Raw genomic sequence first — 25675 nt, 5'->3', positions numbered from 1 at the left:
TAAGTATTATACAATTCCTTCCTTATGGGATACCTATCGAAATAAATTGGTGCTGTTGGCCTTATTACAACCAGAGGTGACCAACGACGTTATAAAATCCCTGATGGATATTGGTGAATTAACAGGATATGTACCTACTTTTTTCCATGGGGATCATGGCGCCTCCTTTATCGCTGGCTCTTATTTTAGGGGGGTGGACAATTTTGATATAAACAAAGCCTATCAATTATTATTGAACAATGCCTATGAGGAGAACAAAGGCCATAATGGGGGGCGACCATATTTAAAATCATATATCGAAAAAGGATATATTCCAGAGCTTCGAATAAACGATCCGGTGGTTGAAACTGTTGGTTCGGCAGGGGTTTCAAAAACCTTGGAATATGCCTATGATGATTATGCACTATCACTTTTGGCAAAAGAACTGAATGATTCCATTCATTTCAATGATTTATCGAAAAGGGCGAAAAATTATAAAAATGTTTTTGATATGGCCACCCATTTCATGCGGGGAAGGTTGGCAAACGGGGACTGGGTAAGTCCATTCAATCCGCAATATCCATATTATGAATACATGTATCGCGAAGCAAATGCATGGCAGGTCTCTTTTTACGTACCTCACGATATGCCAGGTTTGGTAGGGCTATATGGAGGCAAGGATGCCTTTGAGCAAAAATTGGACTCCCTATTTACTTTACCTTGGAACCCGAATCATATTGCCAGAAACGTTTCTAGTTTCATTGGTCAATATTGTCACGGAAACCAACCCGATCATGAGGCCCCTTTTTCTTATTACTTTGTGGATAAACCCGAAAAATCCCAAGTGATTATTGACACGATACTCAACGATTTTTATGGGGTAGGCAAAGATGGATTGGCCCTTTCAGGAATGGATGATGCAGGTGAAATGTCTTCCTGGTATGTTTGTGCCGCAATGGGGCTATACCCACTGTCCCCTGCAGATAGCGAATATTTGGTAAGTGTTCCTCTTTTTGAAGAAGTGAAGTGGAACCTTAAGAATGGAAATACTCTGATAATTGAGAATCCAACAGGAGGAAGAAAATTAAAAGGATTTATGTTAAACGGTACTAAGCACAGTGGCTATTTTGTTTCCAATGATATCTTCAATAAAGGAGGCAAAATACTGTTGGAGACCGAATAAGGGTAAATATGTATAATTGTAATAAAACACTTTGAGGTTCTTGATGTAATTCAATCAATATTGAAACTGTTCATGCTTCCAATGTTATATTTTCCAAATCACAAGGTGGTGTAGGGTAAAAAATAATATTTTTTATACGATTGTACGTTCACTTATGGGTAATGAGCTCTGCCTATATTTAATCTCACAATTCAAAAGATGCAATCTGAACTCATCCTCCTTATCTTGATCGGAAGATTCAATTTTAGCAAGAATAATATCCATTAACAGTTTTCCATACTCATTTAACGGCTGTGAAATAGCCGAAATAGAAGGACTAAACAATTCAAACAGAATATTATCATCAAAGGTGAAAAATCCTTTAGAATTTAAATAAGACGGAAACTCCTCTTTAATAATCCTCAAAGTAGATACCGCTAAATAGTTGACAGCAAAAAATATAGCATCAAAACTATCTGTTTTCTCCAATTGTTGTCTAAGTAACTTTCTTTTTTCTATTGTGTCTTTGAGTCTATATGGAATTTCTAAGACATTAGCATCCAATCCATATTCTTCCAATGCCTTTAGATATCCATTCTTACGTTCCATCATTTGTGTTTGCTTGGAGTCTATGGTCACAAAAAGTATTTTCGAATACCCATTTTTAATAAGCTGATGTACAGCAGTGTAAGTAGCCTTGTTGTTGGCCGCCATAACACAGCTTACTTCCAGTGAGGGAAAATACCTATCAAAAAGCACGACAGGTACACCTTCTTCATTCAACATCCTTATCTCTTTTTCGATGCCTGGTGAAGGGACTATAATGTAACCATCTACCTGTCTTTCATTAAAAAGCCTTAAAAGTGTTCTCGATTTTTCATCATCATTGTCGTTACTACAAAACAATACCCGGTACCCCTTGTTATAAGCAATATCTTCTAAAACCCTTGCCAGCTGAGAATAGATATCTTCCACGATAACAACCAAAACCCTACTTTTCCCTGTCCTTAAACTTCTTGCGATGGAATTGGGTTGATAACCTACTTTTTCAACATATTCCAAAACCTTTTTAGTTACCACTTCACTAATTCGTTTTTCCTTTGCCTTCCCGTTAAGGATAAAGGATACCGTGGTAATCGACACCTTCAATTCCTTTGCGATATCTGTGATGGAATAGCGTTTTTTCTTCATATTAAAATAATCTTACTTCGCTTATAAGTGGTTATTTCTTTAGCTAAAAAAAACAATCATAGTTCTATTCAGCAATCCTTTCAATAATTTCAACAATTGTCCTGTCACAAATACCCAAGGTCATTAAAAAACGAAAAGCACCACATAATAATATAACAATATTGTCTATAACCTTCTGGTTTATTCCTTACAATTTAACAAACAATTTGAGGTTTTTCAGTTTTAAAAAAATTTATCATGAAAAATCATTTATCCCTTTAGCTGAAAACCACCGCTATTTCATTCTTAAAACTTTATATTGTATTTTAATTTAAGAGTAAGTTAAACGATTTAGCATAATAATTAACAATTTCCTTGAGGTTTTTTTAATATAAACTTTAGATAACCACATGAAGGCGTTTCATAAGAGGCTTTGTTGGCAATAGTTATAAATCTATTATTACTTTTTTCATAATCTTATCATCAGTTATATTCCCAAAGCGATTTTCTTCGATTAGGCCAAATAATAAATCAAAACTTAGATTATTCATTGTTGGTTTGTGTAATAAGTTTTGTTCCTTTTATAATCCTCAAAATTGGACCGATTAATGCAATCATTGAGATTAAAATCCAATCGATGTTATTCCCTTACATTCTCTTACCAAAATCAGAAATATAGCTCTAAGGGTTATTATTACCGACGAAAAATTAATATTATTAATGATCGTATTAATATTTGTTTCATTCAATTTGTTCGGTTTTTGCTTAATCATTGTCAACGTAAGACTAAACGTAGTTACGTTGAGTGCTTAGTATGTTTAAATTTAAAAGATACCAGGTACCGGTGAAAGTGGTCAAGTGACCCGCCCATTGATGCCCAACGTTTTCTTTCCAAACGTACCATATCCAAAACTGTATTGATTAGGTCTTTTTGCGCAATTAAAGTGATTTGGTTTATCGGCGATGAAATAGATTTCCAGTGGGCGGGGCTTTGCTCTGCATTACAAAGTATAGCGACACGGGTCAGTTTAAACTTTAAAATACAACTATGTACGCCTTTATTAGAATAAAATCGATAAAACGACTTATCCTTTTTAGGACGCTTACATTCCCAATTCAAAAAAAGAGTGATGAAATATTTTAGATAACCGTTCATTAAATGTACGCAACTATTTAAACTGATTGGGTTTTACATCCATCTACTTTTTCTTCATTTTATTGATCCAAATTAAGGTTCCAGTAATAGGCAGGGAAGTGGCAATCAAACAGCAAATAAAATAGATGATTTTGGTTGTCAAACCTGCAAAATCCCCTACATGAATCCCTCGGATCAGACCCGCTATTTTTGAACCGATTGACTCATCCTTAAAGTATATGGCAGAAACAAGATTGTTGGTATGGGGGTTGAATTGAAGCTTATCAGCGGCATTAAAGGCCAAAAATTCATTGCTGATCTTTCGAATCATTATACTTTGGTCAAGGGATAATGGCAGTGTAACCCTAGTTGCAGCATTCGAATAAGGTAATATACTATCTGTTTTCTTAAGGAGTGTATTAAAATCCAGGATAGCTTTGTCTTGATATTCACTGGAATCATCAATAGTTATAGTTTTATCAAATCTAGATTTCCCTAATTTATCCCCCAAAACCCTTTCCAAACCATCATAATACCATGTAAATGACCACAAGAGTCCGGTAAGCCCCATAAGTAACATGGGCAGCAATGCATAAAAACCGAAGGTATTGTGAAAATCATAATTTATACGTTTCCAACTTCCCTTGGTCTTAATGGTAAAACCCTGTTTCCAAACTTTCCAATTCCTGAATTTTTTAAGTTTTTTTGGAAACCATAATATCAATCCAGAAAGACACATAAACACGAATATAATGGTACTGACACCTACAATGGGCCTTCCCCATTTACTATCCAACAGAAGATAGCGATGTAATTCTTCCATGGTATGCATAAATGTCTTTGTCTTACCTACCGCAATCACTTGTTTCCCTGAATAAGGATTTATGCTAACCGTTGTACCCCTTACAGGCTATCCCTTACTTTTTTCAATCTGCTTTTTTGTAAGCAAGGTAAACTGGTGATTTCTATTTTCTTCACCATAAAAAATAAAATCCTTTACTATGGTATCATTTCCCTCCAAGGAATCAATGAGCCTATCAAAAGGAACTCTATTCCCAATCTTTTCTGAATAATAATCTTCTTTATCAAATAAGAACACAATCTCTTTCTCAAAAGCCAAAATACAACCCGTAAAACACACAATAAATAATATTATACCACTACCAACACCTAACCATAGGTGTAAGTCATTCATCAATTTCCTAAATGTGTATTTTCTCATAGTGTTCAAGGCTTAATCAAACTTTTCTTGCAGATATTTATTGGTGGGATATAAATCCATATTCAAATGATTTAGAATTTCGGCTTTTTCCAATTGATGTCTTTCTATTAGCAAATCAACTATGCCATCTATATACGCACATTGGGGTTTGAAATCAAATCCCAACTTATCGGACACTTCTTGATAATGTGTTCGAAGTAAAGCTGGATTTTTCATAACTTCCTTTGCATTGGCCCTATACCCTTTGAATATAAATCGAAATGCATCTATTATAGAGGGTAAAACAACGCTTCCGTGGTCTTCTTCGGGATATGTTTTAATATTTAGGTTTAAATTTTTCGGAATATTAGCGTTCATTTTCTTTATTGCCATTTCTTTTGCCTTAAAATGGGCATTATCTTGTTTTCCCGCTTTTTTGGGATAACCCAATGAATTTGCATTTGCCAGGAACAAGGTTCTTTTATCAAAATCCAACCAGTGCAATTTATCTCCCAGCCCTTTAACAAATAGCGCATCATCCCACCATAAACTTGGGTCAATGGCCACATAGGCATTAAAACTGTTTGCCTTTTTGAATAAAGCGTTCATGGTAAATAGTCCCCCAAAAGAATGCCCCATAAGAATTTTATAGTCCATTGTCCTATATGTCCCATTGATTTTGGCCATCAATTCCTTTGTGATAAAATATTCAAACTTACTTGACCCTCCACTTTCGTAACCCATATCAGCCATAGTGGTTGGCGTTAAATCCCTTGCCCTATTGGTGTTTTTGATGGCGACCACAATACACTCTGGCATTATGGGATAATAACCACTTGAAAAATTGTTTACAATACCTGAAACGACATGAAAATACTTTTCACCGTCCAAAAGATATATGATGGGATACTCTTGTTCTTTGTATTTTTCATCTGAATAGTGCTCTGGCAAATATATCCAGTATTCCCTTTCTTCCTGAAGAATCTCGGAATATATGATTTCGATAGCTCCTATTTCTATCTTCTGGGCATAAGAGGTTAAGGATGCTAAAAACAATATACATGCGATGAAAATCTTCATTCTCTTAAATTAATAGCTTTATTATATATTAAAAAAGAGAACATTCCCGAGCAATGTCCTCTTTTCATTTTCTTAGTTAATAGTTAAAAACATTATAGGTAAGACCTACCCTAAAATTAAATGGTTTTTGTGGTATTCCATAACCATTGTAGTATTCCTTGTCAAAGAGATTATCAACCTTAAAACTGATTTTATAATTGTCTTTTTTATAAAAAACCGTACTATCAAAAGTAGTGTAGGCATCAGAGCCGAAATTATTGGAGGTACTATTATATATTTCGCTTATATGATTCGCCCCAAACCCAAAGCCCAGACCACTGGCCTTGCCTTTGAATACATGGTAACTCAACCAAAAGTTCCAAACAGTTTCTGGGGTATACGTTAAACTATTTCCAACTATATTTTCACTACCAGAGCTAACCTTTTCCAATGTTGCATTGTTCTTGGTATAGCCTGCAACGACATTGAACCCAGGAAAAGGATTCGCTATTAAATCTACCTCAAATCCTTTACTCAATGTTTCCCCTTCCTGTACACTGACACCATTCTCATTTGATATGATATCATTATCTATGCTTATATTATAATAGCTAATGGTACTTTTTAGTTTTCCACTGAAAAAGTTCAATTTTGTGCCAACCTCAAATTGTTTTGCCCTTTCTGCATCCCAAGTAATGATTTCTCCGGTACCATCATCCGATGGTGCATTATTGGTCAATCCATCCATATAGTTTACAAAAAGGGATGCCTTATCTTTGAACGGATTATAGGCCAGTCCCAATTTTGTACTCAGCGCATTTTGGTTATATCCATTACTTAATTCAGAACCGTTGGATACGGTGTTCTTACCCATATATCGATCAAATCGCAATCCCGCAGCAAGGGTAATCTCGTCATTTAAGGTAAGTGCATCAAAAGCATAAAACCCTAATGTTTCGAATTTTGTTATGGTCTTGTTTTTTGTTTGATCCGCAAGGGTAGCTTCAAACTGTTCGTTTGTCCTACCTGTTATTACAGGATTGTTTACATCTATAGGATCAACCGCATTCCAAACACCCGTACGTTGGGTATCATCATAATTGTTGAGATAACTGACTCCAGTAACGAATTTGTTGTCCAGTTTCCCACCTTCAAGAACATTTAAAAAATCTTGCTGAATATGTGTGTTCCCGGATTCCCTTGGGTCTAATTGAAGGTAATATCTACTTACTGTATATTCGTCTGACATTACGCGACGTAAATAATTGGCATCCGTATAAAGATCTGCGTTGGTAAATGTTGTTTTAGAAGTCCATGAGTCGGATAATTTATAATCCAATAGTACCTGCAATACGGTAGAAGCAAAATAACCTGCCATTTCATTTGACCCATAACTTGTATTATAATCCCATTTCAAGTCATCCCAACTATCCACGCTATCAGAAATAAGCGAAGGACTAACACCACTTGCAAAATATAAATTTCGTTTACTCTGATTATACTCCATATTTACTTTAGCGGTAAGCCGATCCGATACATTGAACGTCAATGATGGAGCCAACATAAATTCCCTTACAATCCCTTGATCTTGAAAACTGTTTTCTGAATTATAGGCCGCGTTCAATCTAAAAAAAACGTTCTCATCCTTATCCAATACGGTATTAAAATCAACGGTAGCCCTATTCTGTTCCCATCTTCCTGTGGTATAGCCCAGCTCTAATTTTTTACCATCATAAGCTTGTTTGGTTACTTTATTTACAACACCTCCATAATTGGCGATATTATTGACATTGGCGCCATAAAACAATGAACCAGGTCCTTTAACCAGTTCTATGCGTTCTATATTTTGAGGATCCAATGGAGCCTTTACCCAAGCAATTCCTCCATTTCTTAAGTGTACATCTGACCTGAATCCCCTTAAGTAAACGCTTACGTTGCCATCATTGGACTCTACGTACCCACCACCTGTAATACTCTTGAATGCAGATGGCAAATCGGTGGTAACCTGCTCATTTAAGAGTGCACCCGTAACTATGGAATACGATTGTGGATTATTTATGTTCTTCAATGGAACCTTGGCGACGTACTCTGATTCTTTCTGTGCAAATTGATTTAGCCGTTCCGCTATGATAATAACTTCGTCCAATTCTTCTTGATTCTCATTTAGAACAACATCCTCAACCTGAATTTCCGAGGCATTTACCTGGACTTCCACTGATTTACTCTGCATACCAATCAATGAAAACTCCAAAGTATAATTTCCGTATGGAATATTATTAAGTCGATAAAACCCTTCCATATTCGTAGTTGTCCCTTTGTTGGTAGATTTTAAGATTATATTGATATACTCTGCGGGCACATTATCCGATGTCAACACCTTCCCTTTAATGCTCCCTTTAGGCTGCTGGGCATATCCAATTCCCATCGAAACTAAAATAAATAGTCCCAATAAAATCCTGATCATTTTTGATGAATTCATAATATATTTAATTTGTTTTTATTTAGATTGAATTTAAATAATGCTTGCAAAAGTATTTAATAATTGATAATTTCACCTACGCGAATAGTATTAAAAAAGCCGTAAAAAGTATCTTATGAAATCTACTTTAAAAAGTTCCTCATTTACGGAAAAAACAATAGTCAGAAACTATCCAAAAGGATTTAAATCCGAAGAATTAAGGGAAGAAACAGTGGTTAGCAGCAGTTCCTTGGTAAAAGGTGAAACCAAGGAGATTTTTTTGGATGGCATAAAAATAAGCATCAGAAAAGGAAAAATAAACCCACCTTTAATTATTGATGTTGAACATAATTTCCCTTTTTTTAAAATGCATTTTGAAATTGAAGGGAACAGCCATTACACACCGAAAAACGATAGAAGTGTAGCTGTGAAGATTCCCAATGGCCATTATAATTTCTTTTTTCTACCTATGGTAAAGGGAAAATTACGGTATGATTGTTACAAACGAAATACCTTGGAAATTCTTTTTACAAAAGATTATTTAAAACGGGTATTTGGCCATTCCTATAGAGCGGTAAGTTCCAGTTTTGGTGATGCCCTTGAAAGAGACATCCCATTTTTAATGTGGAAACATAGCAAACCCATTACTTCACAATTGCAGTTCATTATAGATGAAATAATCAATTGCACCTACGAAGGCGCCATAAAAAAGGCCTATTTAGAATCAAAGATCACCGAAATATTAACGCTATTTTTTGATAGTTTAAAAAACAAGAAAACTTATCAGGAGAAAAATATAACCGAAGACGATTATTTAAATATCCTTAAAGCGGAAACCATAATTAAAAAGAATCTTAAGAATCCGCCCACAATATTAGAGCTTTCCCAAATTACGGGTATCAATCAATTCAAACTCAAGCAGAATTTTAAACTGGTTTTCGGTATGCCCATTTTCTCCTATCTGACGGAATTGCGAATGGTAAAGGCTAAAAAATTGATTCTTGAAAAGGGGTATACCGTAACCGAGGCGTCCTATGAAATAGGATATAAAAACCCGCAACATTTCACAACCGCTTTCAAAAGAAAATACAACTATCTACCCAGTAAGTTGAAAAAGCATTAATTACTGAATTCAAGTTTTAAACTTTTCTCCATTAGATAAAGTTTAGGGACCAATATCTCATCTTCAATATAGGCATGAATCCTTAAGTCATGCTCCAAATTTTCCAACTTCCCTACCAACATCCTAAAAGAACTTTTATTGGTTACGGGAGGATTATATTGTAACAAAATATGCTTTACGTTTTCTAGGCCTTCCAGGGTATCCGAATGGCTATCAATAAAATCGTTGATTGAATATTTTTGCAGGAAATCAACAAAAAAGAAAATTTCATTCTTAAAATATTTTGCCTTGTACAGGCTTTCCGCATATGAAAATAGTATTTCCTCCTCTTCTGAAAAATGTTCCTTTAAATCAACCTTATAGTTAAAATAGAATTTATACAGGATTTCCAATAAAGGATGGGATTTAGGATAATTACTAAGTAGAATCGATATACTTTGACCAATTTCCGGTAATATTTTTTCCATATAGTAAGCATGCGAACGCTTTAAATAATCCAAAATAACAGGAACTGGGTACATCTCAAAGCAACAGGAATCCAATTCTTTATATTTACAAAAAACATTAAGAATATCTACCAAAAAATCAGGATTCACTTCGGTCAATACCGTATTGTCCAAAACCTTATTCTTATTATACGGATTAATATCAAAGCGATTGAATACATGTTCTGTACATCTAACTTGTTGGGTTATTTCAGAAGGTGAGGAGTTCGATGTTATCATGCTTTTTTAACCTATTTTAGTTGTTATTGAATGTATAATCGAAAAGCCCTGTTGGGTCCTGCTGCTTTTTGATTGCACCAGAAAACAAATCCTTTAGCTCCAAAAGCTCATTGTTATTTAGAAGTACATTGAAATTACTTTGGCCGATCGGGATGGCTATTTTTCGTTTGAAATAATTATTCGCATTTTTTATTTCCCAATAATCACCTTCCAACCTTTGAATGTACTTAGCAAAATGTTCAAATTCCTTTTGGTTGAAATTAAACCCCAGATTCTTAAATTCAAAATGGATTAATTTGCATTTAGAACATATAAAAATGCTTCCGTTTTCCGTATATCCGATAATCTTTGTCATAATATTTGGTTCTTATCTTGAATTACAACACCACTTGTGGATTATTTAATGATTGCACATCTTCAATTAAAAACATATGTCCATTTTCCTTTTAGTACCTAAATCAATATTTAAAAAATAGCATGTATTATTGTTTAATCTATTTTGGGACCTACCGGGTCATTCCAGAAAAAAAACCTGTAAAATAAGGAATCAACCAAATAGTCCATACAATCAAGCTAAACCTATGAAATGTCATAAGCTGTTTTGGGTATCCCCTGATTATGGCATAAGAAGCCCAGATTGTATGAATCCCCATTAAAAACAATCCAAAAATTCCCGTAATGGTATGAAAATTAAAAATCAACTCCTCCCCTACTTGGGCTTTCACATAAATTGTCCCTAATGTATCAGCGACTAGTCCGAGCCAAAAAAAAATTAAATGCCAAGGCCTTAAAGTTCTTATTATTCGTTCTGCCCATACCCCAATCGAATAAAACAACAGGGCTAAAGTGAAGTATAGTAATGCAAATTTTACAATCGTTGGCATAATTTCTATAGTTTATTCTATATACTAACCGTAAACCTAAAGGCTGTACTGAGCTGATCCGCCCATTTTTTAATTCGACCATCGGTTTTTTGATATTCATTGTCATCATCAAGGGCCAATCCAACGAAATTACCTTCCCTTTCAGCAACCGACTCCTCAAAATCATAATCATCAATTGGCCAATGTCCCACGACTTTGGCACCTCTTTCAATAATCTTATCATAAATAATCCCAACACCATCAATGAAATATTCCCCATAAGTGAGTTGATCTCCCAATCCGAAAAGTGCGACTGTTTTCCCTGAAAAGTCTATTTCATCAAGATTTGGCAAAAAATCTTCCCATTCGCTTTGTAGTTCTCCATCATACCAAGTGGATGTTCCAAAGATTAAATGATCATACATTTCCAAATCGGCATTTGACACTTTGCCGATGCTATGGACATCTACATATTCCTCCCCAATAATTTTCGCTATTTTGTTTGCTACTTCCTCTGTATTACCTGTATCAGAGCCATAAAAAAGACCTATTTTCATAATTTTAATTTTTATATTTTATTGAACCTCCAAGTAAAGGCACGTATACTTTTCTAGACCAAGGATCCGGCTATGCTTAAATCCAGGATTGCTTTGTATATTTTTATCATGAACCTGCATGGTATCCCGAATTAAGGTTTATGTTTATGTTTGCGTTTGTATTTCATGATATCGGAAATGCCATCTAAGATCGATCCCGTAGGACATAACAACCTACACCAAATCATTGGATATATAAGGGTTGTTAAAATCGTTATCACAGCAATAATGGTCCAAACCCCAAGCGTACTAAATCCAAATAAATCCGGAAACAATTCAAAATTGCTCCAGTTTCGTAGCCCCAATAAAACCCCTGTAAGTAGTATAACCGTAACTGCCGCCCTGATTCTTTTTAACCATTTATTAGAAATAAAGAACCTTCGTGTTGTTTTTAAAGGATTGACTTGAATTATCAAACGTTGAATATTTCCGAAAGGACAAACATATTTACAGTATGTATTTTTACCCCATATGGCCCCAATTAGAACAAATAATGCATATAGTCCTATTAATGATGATACCGAGGTACCCACAAAAGGATGGATAAATGAAATATAGGTGAATGAATTATTTAGAAAAAAGCCAATATAAATAACAGATAAAAGGCTTAATGCCAATACTGATTTTTTTGTCTTTTTAATCCATTTCTGCATGGTGAACGCAAACATTAAGAAAATAACACCTATATGAAAAATCCACACTTTATTTAAACTTGCCTCAATACTAAATGTATTTATCCCATCAACATCATTATAATTTGAAATGGGATAAGGAATTCCTTTTTCGACCAATGCGGAAACAGTTTGGGCAATGGCCTTAGAGGTAATGGTGGCACCAGAAACGGCATCAATTTCCTGACTGCCCCTGGTCAATGAAATCGTTTGGAATTGTTCATAAAAACCGGATTTTTTAATATCGGACAAATAGCTATTCGTTTCTTTTGACGAAATATGTTCTACCTGCGTAATGAACCCTTCTTTATTAATGAAAATACCCACATGTATCTCACCGGCAAATCCCCTGATATTTTTAATAAGATCTGTGCTTTCTAAATAAATATCCGAATCCCCCTTAACGGAAACCAAGGCATAATACATATCCATTGAAGTCAGTATGCTTATATTTTCATATCCATGGGCAAAGGTCTTGGCATGTTCAAAAACTGCATCTTTATGTTCTAAGGATAGATTGGGGTTATTTTTGACATCGGCCACTAATCCCCAATTTTTAGCTGGTTCTTTTTTATCGATAACCAGTCCATAGCCAAAAGTGTGTTCCTCATTCAATGTCATTGTATTAAATGAGGAAATGTTCTTATTGTCCACACCTTCCTCCCCGACTAATATCGGTTTTGAATATTTGGTTTCAATAGATTCTAAATTTAATAACCCCACAGACTGCATCAATGGACCATTGATCCAGAAAAACAGAAAAACCGCTGCAACGATCAAAGTCGCAATAATTTTCTTCTTTTCCTTTTTAACCAACCGACCAACTGAATCCATACTATAAACTTTCCACTGTTTTATTCGTAATATCGATAACCCATTTATTTAGATTACTATCTGGTAATATGGCATCCTGTTTATAAGCGACCTCTCCTTCTACAGCATCAACGGCTTTTTGAATTATATCATTCTGAAAATAAGGGTCATTGGCTACTAAAATTGGCACTACGATAACGCGATCTTCCAATTGCATTAGTTTCTCTATCCCCTTAATCGTAGGCTCGGTAGAATAACTTACCAAATGCCCGCACCACGCATAAGCAATACTATCGTGTCCACTTTTTATTTTTAGGTATTTCCCAATACTATCTACCATTTCCTCCCACTGCTGATTGTATTGTGCATCACCATAAGCAACCAATAAAACACCCTCGTTTTCAGGATTCTCACTTAAAGCCTTTACACGTCTTTCAACATTCTTCTTTAATAAAGTTGAATAATCCAAAGGTGGCGTCACACTTACTCTTGCCTTAGCTTTATATACCTCTATTTTTTCTTTTCCGTTTAGGTATTCTTTTGCCTTTGGGTCAGAACTAATTCCAAGAATAACAGGGATATCGTGACTATAATGCGAACTAACCGTTAAGAAGATCGGCACCACGATAACCTCATCAAAACCTTCTTTATCAAATTCCTTCATTTGTGTAGCGATTGATGGCTCCGTATACTCCATAAAGGCGGTTGTTACCTTACTGATTTTTGGATTGGACAAAATGGTTTCCTTTACATCCTCTTCTACATCCAACAACATCTGCCGCCACGATTTTGCTACCGAACCGTGATTGACCAGTAACACCCCTATTTTTTTATCTGGGGATTGGTTTTTGGCTTCTTCTTTATTATTTCCCTGGCCGCAAGAGGTCAAAATTATAATGGCACAAAGCAATAGAAAGGATGATGATTTTTTCATAATTGTATGGTTTTGCTGATTTTTAATTTTCTTTATTTTTATTTAGATTAATTCTATATAACGATTATATTTGTGTCAAATCTATTAAGAATGATTCTAAATAAAAATGTTTTCTTCATTTATTTTTCAATCTTATTAAGTGTTTCCTCGTTTGGACAAGAAATAGTAAGATCCTCTATAGACTCCACATACACGGAGGAACTGGATGAAGTAATCGTTACTGCAACGCGTACAACAAGACAACTTTCATCCCTGCCATTACAAGCACATATAGTAACAAATAAAGAAATCAAGAATATAAATTCGTTACGCCTGAGTGATATTATCAATGAACAAACCGGTTTGACCATAGTACAGGACCATGGCGATGGTGTGCAAATGCAAGGATTGGATTCCGATTATACCTTAGTACTGATCGATGGCGCCCCTTTGATCGGGCGTACTGCGGGAACATTGGATTTAAGCAGGGTTACCGTAGGTAATATTCAACAAATTGAAATAGTGAAGGGGGCAACTTCAAGTCTTTATGGCAGTGAAGCCCTCGCAGGGGTCATAAATATTATCACAAAAAATCCACAACAAGGTTTTGGAGGTAATTTAGGATATAGATATGGCACCCTTAATTCCCATGACATCAGTACCACCCTGAACTATAAGAAAAACAAGCTAGGCATTAGTGGTTTTGCCAATGGAAATAGTACAGATGGTTATGATTTGAATGAATCCGATGATTTACAAACCGTGGACCCTTATCATAACTATACATTTAACTTAAAGGTCGGTTACGATTTTTCGGAAAATACTTCCCTATCCCTCTCTGGTCGCTATTTCACAGAAAACCAAGATTATATACCTACAGAGGATCTGGCAGGGAAGAATCGCATAAATGAATGGAACGCCCACTTAAAATTCAATGAAAAATTCAATGAAAAATGGAATGGTTATCTAGACTTCTATACTACACGCTATAAAACCGACAGTTATTTGAATTATACGGAGGACGATTCCTATTATAGTGATAGTTTTTTTGACCAAATAATGCTACGACCAGAAGTACGTATTGCTTTTGAACCTTCAAAAAATCATTCTTTTATTGCTGGTGTCGGCTGGACACATGAATCACTGGATAGAACCGATTTTTCGAACAAACCTATTTTTGATGCCCCATATGTTTATTTACAATATGACAGCAAACCCATTGAAAACCTAAATGTAATATTAGGAGCTCGTTTTGATGCCCATAATAAATATGAATCCCAGTTTAGCCCAAAGGCAGCCCTTAGGTACGAAATAACAGATGAAATTGCCATAAAAGGATCCGTGGGATATGGGTATAAAGCACCCGATTTTAGACAATTGTACTTGGATTTCACAAATTCAACCGTTGGCTATACGGTAATTGGGTACAATAGGGTGCCCAATGTAATCGAAGAGTTGGAAGAAGCCGGGCAAATAACAACAATAGTTGCCCCCGTAACGGAGTTCAATGGAAATCTAAAGGCGGAAAATTCCTTGGGCTTCAATTTAGGAATTCAGTATAAACCATCTACAAGTTTATCATTTGAGATCAATGCTTTTCGGAATAATATTCATGACTTAATAGATACACAGGTCATTGCCACGAAAACCAACGGCCAAAACGTATATAGTTATATCAATATCAATGAGGTCTATACGCAAGGTGTTGAAATCAATACTACTTATCGACCATCCCGGAACTTAACCTTATCCGCAGGATATCAGCTATTGTATGCCAAAGATAAATCGGCCGTAAACGCTTTCGAAAATGGGGAAATATTTGCGAGATTGAATACCGGCTCCCCTTCTTTTCATTTGCAGAAAGAAGATTACTTCGGACTCTACAACCGATCTCGCCATATGGCCAACGGAAAAGTTTTCTATAACCATCCGAAATCAAAAATTGACGCCAACCTTAGAATAACATACAGAAGTAAATATGGTATTTATGATACTAACAACAATAACTATCTAGATGATTACGACTCATTCGTAGATGGTTTTGCTATTTGTGACCTTGCCATGAACAAGACTTTCTCCGAACACCTTCGCTTAGGGTTTGGAGTAGACAACTTGTTCGATTTTACAGATTCAGATTATATAACCAGTATACCTGGCCGACTTATTTATGTAAAACTCAATATTAATTTTTAATCCAATTTAACCATGAAAACATTTAAAATCTCAATCCTTTTAGCCATCTCCATTTTAGGACTATCCTCTTGCAGTGATGATGATGACCCTGTACTATTGGATGTTGAATCTAGTCAGGTCACAAATTTACATGCCGAGCAAACTTCAGACTACACTACTTCACCCCCTACCGTAGCTGGGGAATTTATTAAGTTCGATTTCTCTTCCGGAAACACTACTGAAAGTAGTACGGATTGGGATATTGCCTTCAGGGGAACCTCGATCTTAGTTAACGGTGGTGAAGCAATGGGCCTTGTCTCTGAACCCGAAAGAACAGGGGAAGCAGCAGCCTATATCGTGGACGATACTTTTGCCAGCGTTCTTTCAATATCGGAAGGCTCCTTTGTACAAGATAGTGCTGAAGAATTTGCAATTACATCTGGCTCTGGAAATGGATGGTATACTTATGATAGTACTACGCACATTATTACTGCTACGGCTGGTAAAATCTTGGTTTTTAGAACTGCTGATGGTCATTTTGCAAAAGTTGAAATACTAAGTTATTATTATGACGGTGATACTTCGAATGACAGCCAATATTACACCTTTAACTATGTTTACCAGCCTAATGAAGGGGTAACCACATTTTAGTTTAGGGATACAAGCCAAGGAAATAATTGTTTGAGCTAGTTTATTTAGGTTTGAGGGCGTAGGTCTACTTATACACTACGCCCTTTTTAAAGTTCAATATTTTTAAAAATAAAGGGTCTTATGAAATTGATTTATAAAAATAATTATGGAGCATGCTACAGAATAAATAATACATCGAACCCAACATGCAAACTTCAAATTGTCATTGATACGGTGCGTATTTTTATATCGGAAAAAGAAATGGACTATCTATTGGAGATAATACGTAATTCCCAAGAGCCATGTAATTGTCAGGATTGTAATGGTAATAGATGCAATAAGATATGGACAACAAGTCCATGGATAGATGTATGTATTAAAGTCAATGATGACATATTAGAGCACATGGAAGATTTGATACTTGGCACCCAATTTATACTCAACATGGACGCTACTTTGGAAAAGTGTAAAATAAAATAGTCCTTCCTTTACATAAAACTAAACCTTAAAGAGGAAACATTTTCTTTTGAATAACCAAAATCACTTAGACTTGATTTCCATCATAAATGTTCACTAATCCTCAAAACAAGAAGTAAAAACCAGTAAACGCCCAATTCTGACAGGTTTAATCAAAGATAGTTCATACCACTGCCACATTCAAAGATGAACTTCTAACTAAGTTAAAATTAATAAATAAGTAATCTATTTAATCCTTTATTTGAACTTTTAATTCTATTTTGGTTTGCCGATAAAGTACCCTAACTCATCTTAATCAATTGCCTACCTAGACTTAAAGTTAACCAATTCTACTTTTAAATAGTTCCGTTTTAAGAGGAGGAGGTCAACAAGTTTATCTACGTAAATCATAATTTTTGCCATAGGAGGTGATTTAAACAGCATAGTTTTTCTTTATGTCTTCCGTATTTTGGTGATTTCTGCTTTTACATGAGACAGCTCGATTCGTATGCTTATTTATCAAACCATGAACTTATCAGGTTTGTCGCAAACTTTCCAAGGTTCATCGCATTCTCCCATTAGGCCCTGTATTGTGCCGTAAATTTGCCTTGTAAATCATTAACAACATAAAACAAAATATCATGAAAAATATTTTAAAAAACACCGCAATATTGACCTTATTGTTCGCCATAACGACGGGTATGGCGACCGAGCCTAAAATCGATTTGAAAACTGATAGCGAAGCAAAAATTCTTGTTTTGGAAATGGATGCCACTTCCAGCAAATCAGAAGTACGGTTAACGGATTCAAACGATAACATCGTCCATTACGAAAACGTATCAGAAAGTTCCTATACCAAAAAGTTCAACCTTAAGAACTTGGAAGACGGTATCTATTATTTTACCGTGGAGAATCCTCTTAAAAAATTGGTCTATACAATAAACTTGAATAATAGAGAAATCAAAATCGCCAACAAAAAGGAAAGTTCGCAAATCCCCGTTTTAAGAAAATCGGGTTATAGAATCTTCTTGAATCTTTTGAACAAAGACTTGAACACCGTAAAGGTCAAGGTAGTCAATGGCAACAACGAACAATTGGATAGCAGGGTCTTTATGGGTGATTTGAACATCGGCAATGTCTACAATTTCGAAAATGCGATACGGGACAATTACATTGTAGTCGTACATGATGGTAAGAACACGTATCGCCAAAGTATTTCAATCGAATAAAAAAGAACTTATAATTTGTTTGTTAGTGGAAAACGGTCTTTGGAAATTAGTTAAGGCCGTTTTCTCATTAATCCGTATTACGCAAGATGATGCTGTATAAAGCATATCTTAGTTTTGGTTATCTTGCCAATCAAGAAGGATATTTATGCAATTACAACTGAATTCATTAAAAAAATACCAAGCGATAATCATTCATCTGCTGGTTTGGGGGTTCATCTTCGCGCTTCCCTATATCTTTTCATTACAGTGGGATGGGGATAGAGTACCAACGGAATTTGCCCGTAAAATTCTTGTCCTGAATATCGTTATGAACATCATTTGGGTCGCGACCTTCTATTTGAATATGCTTTTTTTCATTCCCCGATTGTTGTATCGCAAAAACATTTTAATATATCTGGCAGTGAACTTGGGATTGTTGATCGGGATACTCTTGATCAACCGATTGGTCTATGATGCACTAGGGTTCGACTTTCCTTATTCGCTCAATACGGCCCTTTGGCACAACGCCCTTCCTTTTCTGTTCTTTGTTTTAATAGCTATTGCCTATAAAACGGTAAGCGACCGTTTGAAGATGGATCGCAAATCAAAGGAGCGGGAAAGTGAAAACCTCAAAACGGAACTCGCTTTTTTGCGGTCCCAGATCAGTCCGCATTTTCTCTTCAACGTGCTTAACAATATGGTCGCCTTAGTGCGGATGAAAAGCGACAAATTGGAACCCACCATCTTAAAATTATCCTCCCTGATGCAGTACATGCTTTATGATACCGATGATGAAAAAGTACTTCTAAAGAGTGAGGTCGATTATTTAAGGAGCTATATCGACCTGCAACAGCTTCGTTTCGGGGACCGGCTTCGTTTAAATGTTGATTTGAATTTGAAGGAAGACTGGCATGCCATCGAACCGATGCTGTTGATTCCCTTTGTGGAAAATGCCTTTAAACACGGTACAGGTATGGTCGAAGCCCCGACAATTACCATTTCACTGCAGGCGATCAACGGTATGCTCATTTTTTCGGTGCGAAACAAATATATTGATAATGACCAAGCTAAGGACAAGGTCTCCGGTATCGGTCTGGCCAATATAAAAAGAAGGCTGGAACTATTGTACGCTGGGAATCATGATCTCGACATCGAGAAGTCCGACGAATGGTATTCCATTACCCTGAAACTAAAACTCGTATCCTAATGAACTGTATTGCCATAGATGACGAACCCTTAGCGTTAGGGTTATTAGAGGATAACATAAGTAATGTACCTTTCCTAAATTTGGTGGCGACCTGCAACAATGCGTTTGAGGCGATGGAAATTATGGAAAAGAGCCCCATAGACCTCATATTTATCGATATTCAAATGCCCGGACTGACCGGACTCCAATTTATAGCCAGTCTAGAAAGGAAACCGTTGGTCATCTTCATTACTGCCTATAAACAATATGCCGTTGAGAGTTACGATCTTGATGTTGTTGACTATTTAGTAAAACCCGTGGCTTTAGAGCGCTTTATCAAGGCCTGTAACCGCGCCAAGGAGCTTTATGAACTCAAGTCCGTACGGGGTACAAATTCCACCGCTCAGGGTAAAGACCATTTTTTCGTGAATGCCGATTACAGTCAAGTAAAAATAACCTTCGAAGATATCATATGGATGAAAGGCTATGGCGATTATATCAAATTTCATTTAAAGAGTGCCGAACATCCGTTAGTGGTTCGCACCAGTTTCAAGGAACTGGGAAGGGAACTGCCTCCGAACAAATTTATCAGGGTACATAAATCGTATTCGGTGGCCATCAATGCGATTACCGCAATACGTAAGAACAGCATTTTTCTGGGAGACAAAGAGCTTTCCGTCGGGGAGACTTTTCGCGACGAAGTGCAAAAATTGGTTGGTAACGGATAAGGTCAAGGAAAGTCTTCATCCGGCAAGTCAAAAGCCATAATGTAAGCGGGCAGATTATGTATGGCCGCTACCCCAACCCTTATATATAGGATTGTCGAGAAAAGGTTGCTGATAATGTCCTCATCCGGTAGCCTTGTACAAGGCATTGGACAACACACCGAAAATTGGTGGAAAAGTAAGAGCGCCAAGACCAGTTGGACTTGTTATATTTTGTTAAAGACGCCCGATTTCTATGAGCACTTCACTATGTTGAAATTACCATAATTGTTAGCTTCCTTAAAATTTATTGATTTATACAAAAAGCAAGATAATTGTCAATGTCATACCACCAATGGTAAAATACATTCCTTTTTTAAATACGGATATCGTTGGCATGAACATGCAAGGTTTTCTCTATATGGATCTCTTTTTTTTATGTGATATTCCTAAAAGTAAGTACATTGCCACTGATGGTATATACAATCATGATTCCGGCTAAAAAGGATCCTAAATAACGATTCTTTATTTGAACTTTTGATTCTATTTTGGTTTGCCGATAAAGTACCCTAACTCATCTTGTAAGCTTCCTGATCTCCTACCGTTAAACCGAACTGTTTAAAAGTAGAATAATTCATTCAATTTGGATTATGAATCAACGTAACCTAGATCTTTCAATAGGCTAATTGATATCATTAAAATTTCAAGTAATCGAGCAAATCCTTTTAAGCCGAATACAGTAGTTTTCCATAGTAAAAAAAATGTCCTTAACGGGGTTAGTTCAAAACAAGACTATTTACTACCAATAGATAGAATCTTGAATATTCCCCAACTAGAACATGAGGCTTTCGTTTTTTCAAAAGCATTTAAAAACTTTGGGGAAAACATGTTCATTTATCTATCAATACTTAAAAATTTTTGATACATGAAAAATCAAAAAACCACCACCGTTTTCAAAATTAAGCACTTGCCAGATCTTATTTCAAAAACGTATAAAGCGTGGATGCAAGACGACCCTTTTCGATTAAGTGCGATTGTTGCCTATTACGCGGTTATATCCTTACCCGCATTATTGGTGATCATTATAAATTTGGTCGGTTCTATTTGGGGTTATGAAATCGTACAAGGTGAATTAACGGGTGAATTTTCATCGGCCTTGGGAAAGGATGCTGCAACATCCATTGAAAATATCATCAAAGAAACCCGTAACTCTGATAAAAACACCCTTTCTACCATCATTGGAATCGGGACCTTACTTTTCGGTGCTACGGGGGTATTCTACCAATTAAAAATATCATTGAATGAAATCTGGAAAATAGCTCCAAAGCCCAATGCAAAAATTTGGAAGGTCATCACCGACCGAATATTGAGTTTTGCCTTCGTTTTGGTAATCGGCTTTTTATTGCTCATAAGTTTTATGGTGACTGCGGCGATAAGTGCCATGACTAATTATATTCGTACCGTTTTACCCGACTTTTTGGTGTATTTAAGCTATGCTCTGGACTTTTCCTTATCGGTCGGGATCATAACCGTTCTTTTCGCCTTAATGTTCAAATACCTGCCCGATGTAAAAATAAAATGGAAAACCGTTTGGACAGGGGCCTTACTGACAGCCCTGCTCTTTGTTATCGGTAAGTTTTTGTTAGGCCTTTATTTTGGACATGCAGAACCAGGTTCTACCTATGGCGCAGCCGGAACCATTGTACTGATCCTGCTATGGGTATCATACTCATCTCTAATATTATTTTTCGGTGCCGAATTCACCTATGTTTATGCCAATAGATATGGCGCAGGTATCGAACCTTCGGATATTGCCGTTAAAAAATGACTTATTTTTCACTTCTTTCCTGAGTCAATTTTTAAACGGATTACACTAACAATCTTCGTATTGTTTCCCCAATTTTAGAAAATAAAATGTAGAGCTATTCAAAAGTACCCTTGCCGAATCCCATTAAGGCTTTATGAATAACAAGTTCATCAATCATAAAACATAACTATGAAATATATAAGCCCACAAATAATACGGCAGATTTTCGTTTTGCTCCTTTTACTACTAATGGGAGGTCTCATTTTTCAGGAGATGCTTCCGTATTTAAGTGGTGTGCTAGGGGCTATAACCATATACGTTATTCTTCGAAAGCCTATGGAAAAATTAACGGCAAAAGGTTGGTATCCTAATCTAGCCGCTATTTTCTTAATGGCCCTATCTTTCTTATGTATTATGGTCCCTATAGTTGGCTTGGGACTCATGATGGGCAGTAAAGTGCAGTTTGCGGTCGATAATTCACAGAAAGTAATCAATGCCGCCAAATCACAAGTGGAGCGACTGGAATCCTATTTATATTTTAATATGACCTCGGAAATCGATACAAGTGCCATTACCACATGGCTGTCTGATAACTTGCAAAATTTCGCCGGAGGGACTTTCAATACCCTGATAGCGGTGACATTGATGTATTTTCTATTGTTTTTTATGCTTACCAATAGGAAAGAACTTAAAGCTTCCCTTTTTGAATACATTCCCATTAAAGACAAAAACCTTAAGACCATAGGAATAGAAACCACGAAAAAAGTACGTGCTAATTCCTTGGGAATACCATTGGTCGCCCTTGGGCAGGGTATTGTTGGATTAATTGGCTTTTTGATATTTGGTGTGTCCGATCCTTTTTTTTGGGCAGCAATAGTAACCATTGGCTCCATGATTCCATTTGTTGGAAGCGCATTGGGTACCATTCCTATTTTTTTATTGGCTTTATCCAACGGGAATACCTTCCAGGCATGGGGAGTTTTAATTTATGGTCTTGTAGCCATCGGTGCTACTGATAACCTTTTACGATTGTATGTGCTAAAAAGGCTGGAGGACGTTCATCCCCTGATCACTTTAACCGGAGTGTTGGTAGGTGTGCCACTTTTTGGTTTTATCGGATTGATTTTCGGGCCGTTATTGATCAGCTTATTTCTTATTGTGGTAAGTATTTACAAAAATGAATATGGACAAGAGAATCAGAAGTTATAAATACATCTTTCTTTAGAGCCTATGGCCCGTTCAAGATTGGTTTTGTCATACATCCCATTTCTAATCAGGTTCTAGGGCTTGGATAAATCGAAAACATTAAAATCCAATGTATTTGGGTTAAAGCCTTAAACCACCTTCCCTTACTTTTATTTAAAGATTTTAAAGACCAGTAGGTCTATTCAAGAAACCCTAAAAAACAATACTATGCAGATAATTTACGAATACCACGATGTAACTGCCAGCGATAGACTGGAAAATATTTCCAAAGAAAAACTGGATCGTTTACAAGAAAAATTTGATTTTGTACATAGGGCGGATGTGTTCTTTAAGACGCAAAACCGAACGGATGATAATGAACAAATCTGTGAAATCCGATTAAGTATGCCGGGACCAAGGCTTTTCGCTTCAACCAACGCGAAAACCTTTGAGGCGGCAATTTCGGAAACAATTAGAGATCTAGAGGATCAATTACGTAAACAAAAGAATAAAATGGGAGCTAGATAATTTTCATAAATCGAAAAATCATTCCCATGATCCGGTCCTCATCCATCACAATGGACGAATAAAAAACAAAGGGACTTTACCCTTAATAGAATACGTATAAAAACATCGATAATGCAAACAAAGAACAATAACGAAAGTACAACGAAACCAAAATCATCCTATAACGCTGAAGTGACAAAAGAAGATCTTTATGCTTTAGGCAAAAAAGGGCTCAGTATGGATCCTGATGATGATCTACTTTTACAACAGCGCAAAGACCGTATAGATTTCTTTGGCAAGGATTTGGATATCCCGGGTAGAAATGAACACAATTTAACCTCTAGTCAAGGTAGTATTTCCAATGAAGAAAATAATTTATTTGGACCTGGTGGGGATAGAAACGAAAATTTAGAAACTACAGAAAGGTATAGGGTAGATAACAATTGAATAGAACAATTCGCAAAAAATCAAAATCACTCATGATCTTATGGGTTAAGACCAAAGAAAAAAAATACCGGGATTATCCCGGTATTTTTTTTACCTAATGTTTTTATAAATGGTTACACTCTCGAAATTACTTATGTTTATTCCGCTCCCATCGAGCACTCTAAACTTCTCAAAACGTTTTCAGGGCCACAATGCTGAAAACATTCTCCAAAAGCGATAACCGATAGAATGATTCCAATCATGAATACAGTACAGGTCGACCATAATATTTGAGTTTCATTTTGAGAAAATACCCAAAGAACAGCAAGTCCCCCTTTTTTGCACCACGTCATCTTTGGTGAAGGTACCACTTGTAACATTGGGCCTGGTGGCACTAATGGACAGGATCATCACATGATACTGAAAAGATAAAGATTGGAATGACAAGATATTTTTTCACTGGACAATCGAGTTTGGGAATCAGGTTTGACAATGGACCTTTTTCATATTGAAGACTATGCGTTGCACAAGCACTACTCAAAAGGGTAATCAGTACAATTATAACTTTTAAAAATATGTTTGGGTACGAGGACAATTTCTATTCAAAATGCCCAAATAAATGTTTTACGATATTACGGTACAAAAAAGGGGATTGGGTACGAACCCATCCCCTTGAATATTCTGTTAATTAATCTGTTCAATTATTTCCTTAGGATAATAGAACCACCTAAAGTCTTATCTTCTTTTACTGTTTCAGGATTGCCATAGATTTCAATTGTTCCGCCGGCGGTCACATTGGCTTCAACATATTCCTCAGTGGTCACGGTGGCATTTCCTCCGGCAAAAATGGTCACATCCGATTGATTGGATATCAAATTTTTGGCATCATATTGCCCTCCACTACGCACATTCACCTCTTGATTTTCGGTACTCCCTGAAATTCTCAGAATGCCACCGGTAACTGCCTTACTATCCAGATTACGGGTATTCACTTTGGTATGTATTTCACCTCCTTCTTGTGTTCGCAGTGTTAGGTAGTTAGCATCCAATTCATTGTTTGAGGTTATTTTGGCCCCTTCATTGGCATCAACCAATGACAAGTTTTGGGTATGGTAGAGTGTAACCATGGTTTCATTCCCATCCATGAAATTATCGGTTTCCATACGTATCTTTAATCTCCCATCGTTATTCACAATTTTCACCTCATCAGTATCGTCCCCGGTAATACTCGCCCAGTTTTTATTGCTCTTGACCAAATTCACATTGATTTGATCAAAGACCTTCAACTCTTCAAAGTGTTCAAGGTTTACCGTTATTTCATTGTCTTGTGCCATTAGAGGCATCGTCGTTAAAATTGTGGCAAATAATGCCATTACCATTTTCTTCATAAAATTTTAGTTTTGTTGACTCCATTGACATCCGTAGAAATCGGATTATCTATTGGAATCTGATTATCTCTTATATAATTATTTCTAGATTCAAAAGTACCCTGTCAAGGCTATTTGGATTATCGCAATTCGGTTTTT

21 protein-coding genes and 1 pseudogene are annotated in these 25675 nt (G+C 36.1%); 11 read left to right on the top strand and 11 right to left on the bottom strand.

Translation table 11 applies throughout. From position 1 onward, the window contains the following. The coding region (locus LX92_RS09715; RefSeq protein WP_146197818.1) for a glycoside hydrolase family 92 protein at window positions 1-1162 on the top strand (1162 nt) is incomplete at its 5' end. 132 nt (window positions 1163-1294) lie between these two features. Here LX92_RS09715 and LX92_RS09710 read toward each other — a convergent pair. From LX92_RS09710 to LX92_RS09685, 4 genes and pseudogenes are all read right to left on the bottom strand, one after another. After that, window positions 1295-2332: a LacI family DNA-binding transcriptional regulator gene (locus tag LX92_RS09710; RefSeq protein WP_109650090.1), complete on the bottom strand. Its 1038-nt coding sequence runs from the start codon at window positions 2330-2332 to the stop codon at window positions 1295-1297. Between the two features lie 1178 nt (window positions 2333-3510). Then, window positions 3511-4641: pseudogene (locus LX92_RS09700) on the bottom strand (PepSY-associated TM helix domain-containing protein). Window positions 4642-4680: 39 nt separating this feature from the next. Beyond that, the gene (locus tag LX92_RS09690; protein ID WP_109650086.1) at window positions 4681-5727 is read right to left on the bottom strand and encodes an alpha/beta hydrolase; all 1047 of its coding nucleotides are present in this window, start codon (window positions 5725-5727) and stop codon (window positions 4681-4683) included. A gap of 76 nt (window positions 5728-5803) precedes the next feature. Then, a complete protein-coding gene (locus LX92_RS09685; RefSeq protein WP_109650085.1) occupies window positions 5804-8185 on the bottom strand; it encodes a TonB-dependent receptor in 2382 nt (793 codons plus the stop codon). A 115-nt stretch (window positions 8186-8300) separates the two neighbouring features. On the opposite strand from LX92_RS09685, the gene LX92_RS09680 reads away from it, so the two are divergent. Continuing rightward, window positions 8301-9287 (top strand): helix-turn-helix domain-containing protein, encoded by a 987-nt coding sequence (locus tag LX92_RS09680; RefSeq protein WP_109650084.1) that lies wholly within the window; start codon window positions 8301-8303, stop codon window positions 9285-9287. Here the strand turns inward: LX92_RS09680 and LX92_RS09675 are convergent. The 6 genes from LX92_RS09675 to LX92_RS09650 form a co-directional block, all read right to left on the bottom strand. Then, complete coding sequence (locus LX92_RS09675; RefSeq protein WP_109650083.1) at window positions 9284-10012, bottom strand: hemerythrin domain-containing protein; 729 nt, start codon at window positions 10010-10012, stop codon at window positions 9284-9286. The genes LX92_RS09680 and LX92_RS09675 overlap by 4 nt on opposite strands. Before the next feature lie 16 nt (window positions 10013-10028). Further along, a complete protein-coding gene (locus LX92_RS09670; RefSeq protein ID WP_109650082.1) occupies window positions 10029-10367 on the bottom strand; it encodes a DUF6686 family protein in 339 nt (112 codons plus the stop codon). A gap of 151 nt (window positions 10368-10518) precedes the next feature. Next, the gene (locus LX92_RS23055) at window positions 10519-10896 is read right to left on the bottom strand and encodes an HsmA family protein (protein WP_109650081.1); all 378 of its coding nucleotides are present in this window, start codon (window positions 10894-10896) and stop codon (window positions 10519-10521) included. Window positions 10897-10913: 17 nt separating this feature from the next. Beyond that, window positions 10914-11432, bottom strand: coding sequence for a flavodoxin (locus tag LX92_RS09660; protein WP_211315849.1), 519 nt, complete (start codon window positions 11430-11432; stop codon window positions 10914-10916). 131 nt (window positions 11433-11563) lie between these two features. Then, window positions 11564-12976, bottom strand: coding sequence for a 4Fe-4S binding protein (locus LX92_RS09655; RefSeq protein WP_109650079.1), 1413 nt, complete (start codon window positions 12974-12976; stop codon window positions 11564-11566). A gap of 1 nt (window position 12977) precedes the next feature. Beyond that, window positions 12978-13889, bottom strand: a complete 912-nt coding sequence (locus LX92_RS09650) for a sirohydrochlorin chelatase (protein ID WP_109650078.1) — start codon at window positions 13887-13889, stop codon at window positions 12978-12980. A gap of 90 nt (window positions 13890-13979) precedes the next feature. Between LX92_RS09650 and LX92_RS09645 the strand changes: the two genes are divergently transcribed. The 9 genes from LX92_RS09645 to LX92_RS09595 all read left to right on the top strand — a co-directional run bounded on the left by LX92_RS09645 (window position 13980) and on the right by LX92_RS09595 (window position 24170). Then, entirely contained in the window at window positions 13980-16061 is a 2082-nt protein-coding gene (locus tag LX92_RS09645; protein WP_109650077.1) for a TonB-dependent receptor plug domain-containing protein, read from the top strand. 12 nt (window positions 16062-16073) lie between these two features. Then, the gene (locus LX92_RS09640; protein ID WP_109650076.1) at window positions 16074-16691 is read left to right on the top strand and encodes an HmuY family protein; all 618 of its coding nucleotides are present in this window, start codon (window positions 16074-16076) and stop codon (window positions 16689-16691) included. Between the two features lie 1076 nt (window positions 16692-17767). Then, entirely contained in the window at window positions 17768-18355 is a 588-nt protein-coding gene (locus tag LX92_RS09630) for a hypothetical protein (RefSeq protein ID WP_109650074.1), read from the top strand. Between the two features lie 145 nt (window positions 18356-18500). Further along, window positions 18501-19541, top strand: a complete 1041-nt coding sequence (locus LX92_RS09625; RefSeq protein ID WP_109650073.1) for a sensor histidine kinase — start codon at window positions 18501-18503, stop codon at window positions 19539-19541. After that, complete coding sequence (locus tag LX92_RS09620) at window positions 19541-20248, top strand: LytR/AlgR family response regulator transcription factor (RefSeq protein WP_109650072.1); 708 nt, start codon at window positions 19541-19543, stop codon at window positions 20246-20248. Before LX92_RS09625 ends, LX92_RS09620 begins: the two co-directional genes overlap by 1 nt. Window positions 20249-21149: 901 nt before the next feature. Further along, entirely contained in the window at window positions 21150-22052 is a 903-nt protein-coding gene (locus tag LX92_RS09610; RefSeq protein ID WP_109650071.1) for a YihY/virulence factor BrkB family protein, read from the top strand. Window positions 22053-22220: 168 nt separating this feature from the next. Beyond that, on the top strand, window positions 22221-23240 hold the full coding sequence (locus LX92_RS09605; protein ID WP_109650070.1) for an AI-2E family transporter: 1020 nt from the start codon (window positions 22221-22223) through the stop codon (window positions 23238-23240). Between the two features lie 204 nt (window positions 23241-23444). Next, on the top strand, window positions 23445-23744 hold the full coding sequence (gene hpf / locus LX92_RS09600; RefSeq protein ID WP_109650069.1) for a ribosome hibernation-promoting factor, HPF/YfiA family: 300 nt from the start codon (window positions 23445-23447) through the stop codon (window positions 23742-23744). A gap of 111 nt (window positions 23745-23855) precedes the next feature. Then, window positions 23856-24170, top strand: a complete 315-nt coding sequence (locus LX92_RS09595) for a hypothetical protein (protein WP_109650068.1) — start codon at window positions 23856-23858, stop codon at window positions 24168-24170. 680 nt (window positions 24171-24850) lie between these two features. Here LX92_RS09595 and LX92_RS09590 read toward each other — a convergent pair. After that, a complete protein-coding gene (locus LX92_RS09590; RefSeq protein ID WP_109650067.1) occupies window positions 24851-25537 on the bottom strand; it encodes a head GIN domain-containing protein in 687 nt (228 codons plus the stop codon). Between the last annotated feature and the right edge of the window lie 138 nt (window positions 25538-25675).

Origin of the sequence: Maribacter polysiphoniae (assembly GCF_003148665.1) — a bacterium.
Classification (GTDB): domain Bacteria; phylum Bacteroidota; class Bacteroidia; order Flavobacteriales; family Flavobacteriaceae; genus Maribacter_A; species Maribacter_A polysiphoniae.
The sequence above is the reverse complement of the archived record's forward strand: the minus strand, read 5'-3'. Positions and strand labels throughout refer to the sequence as shown.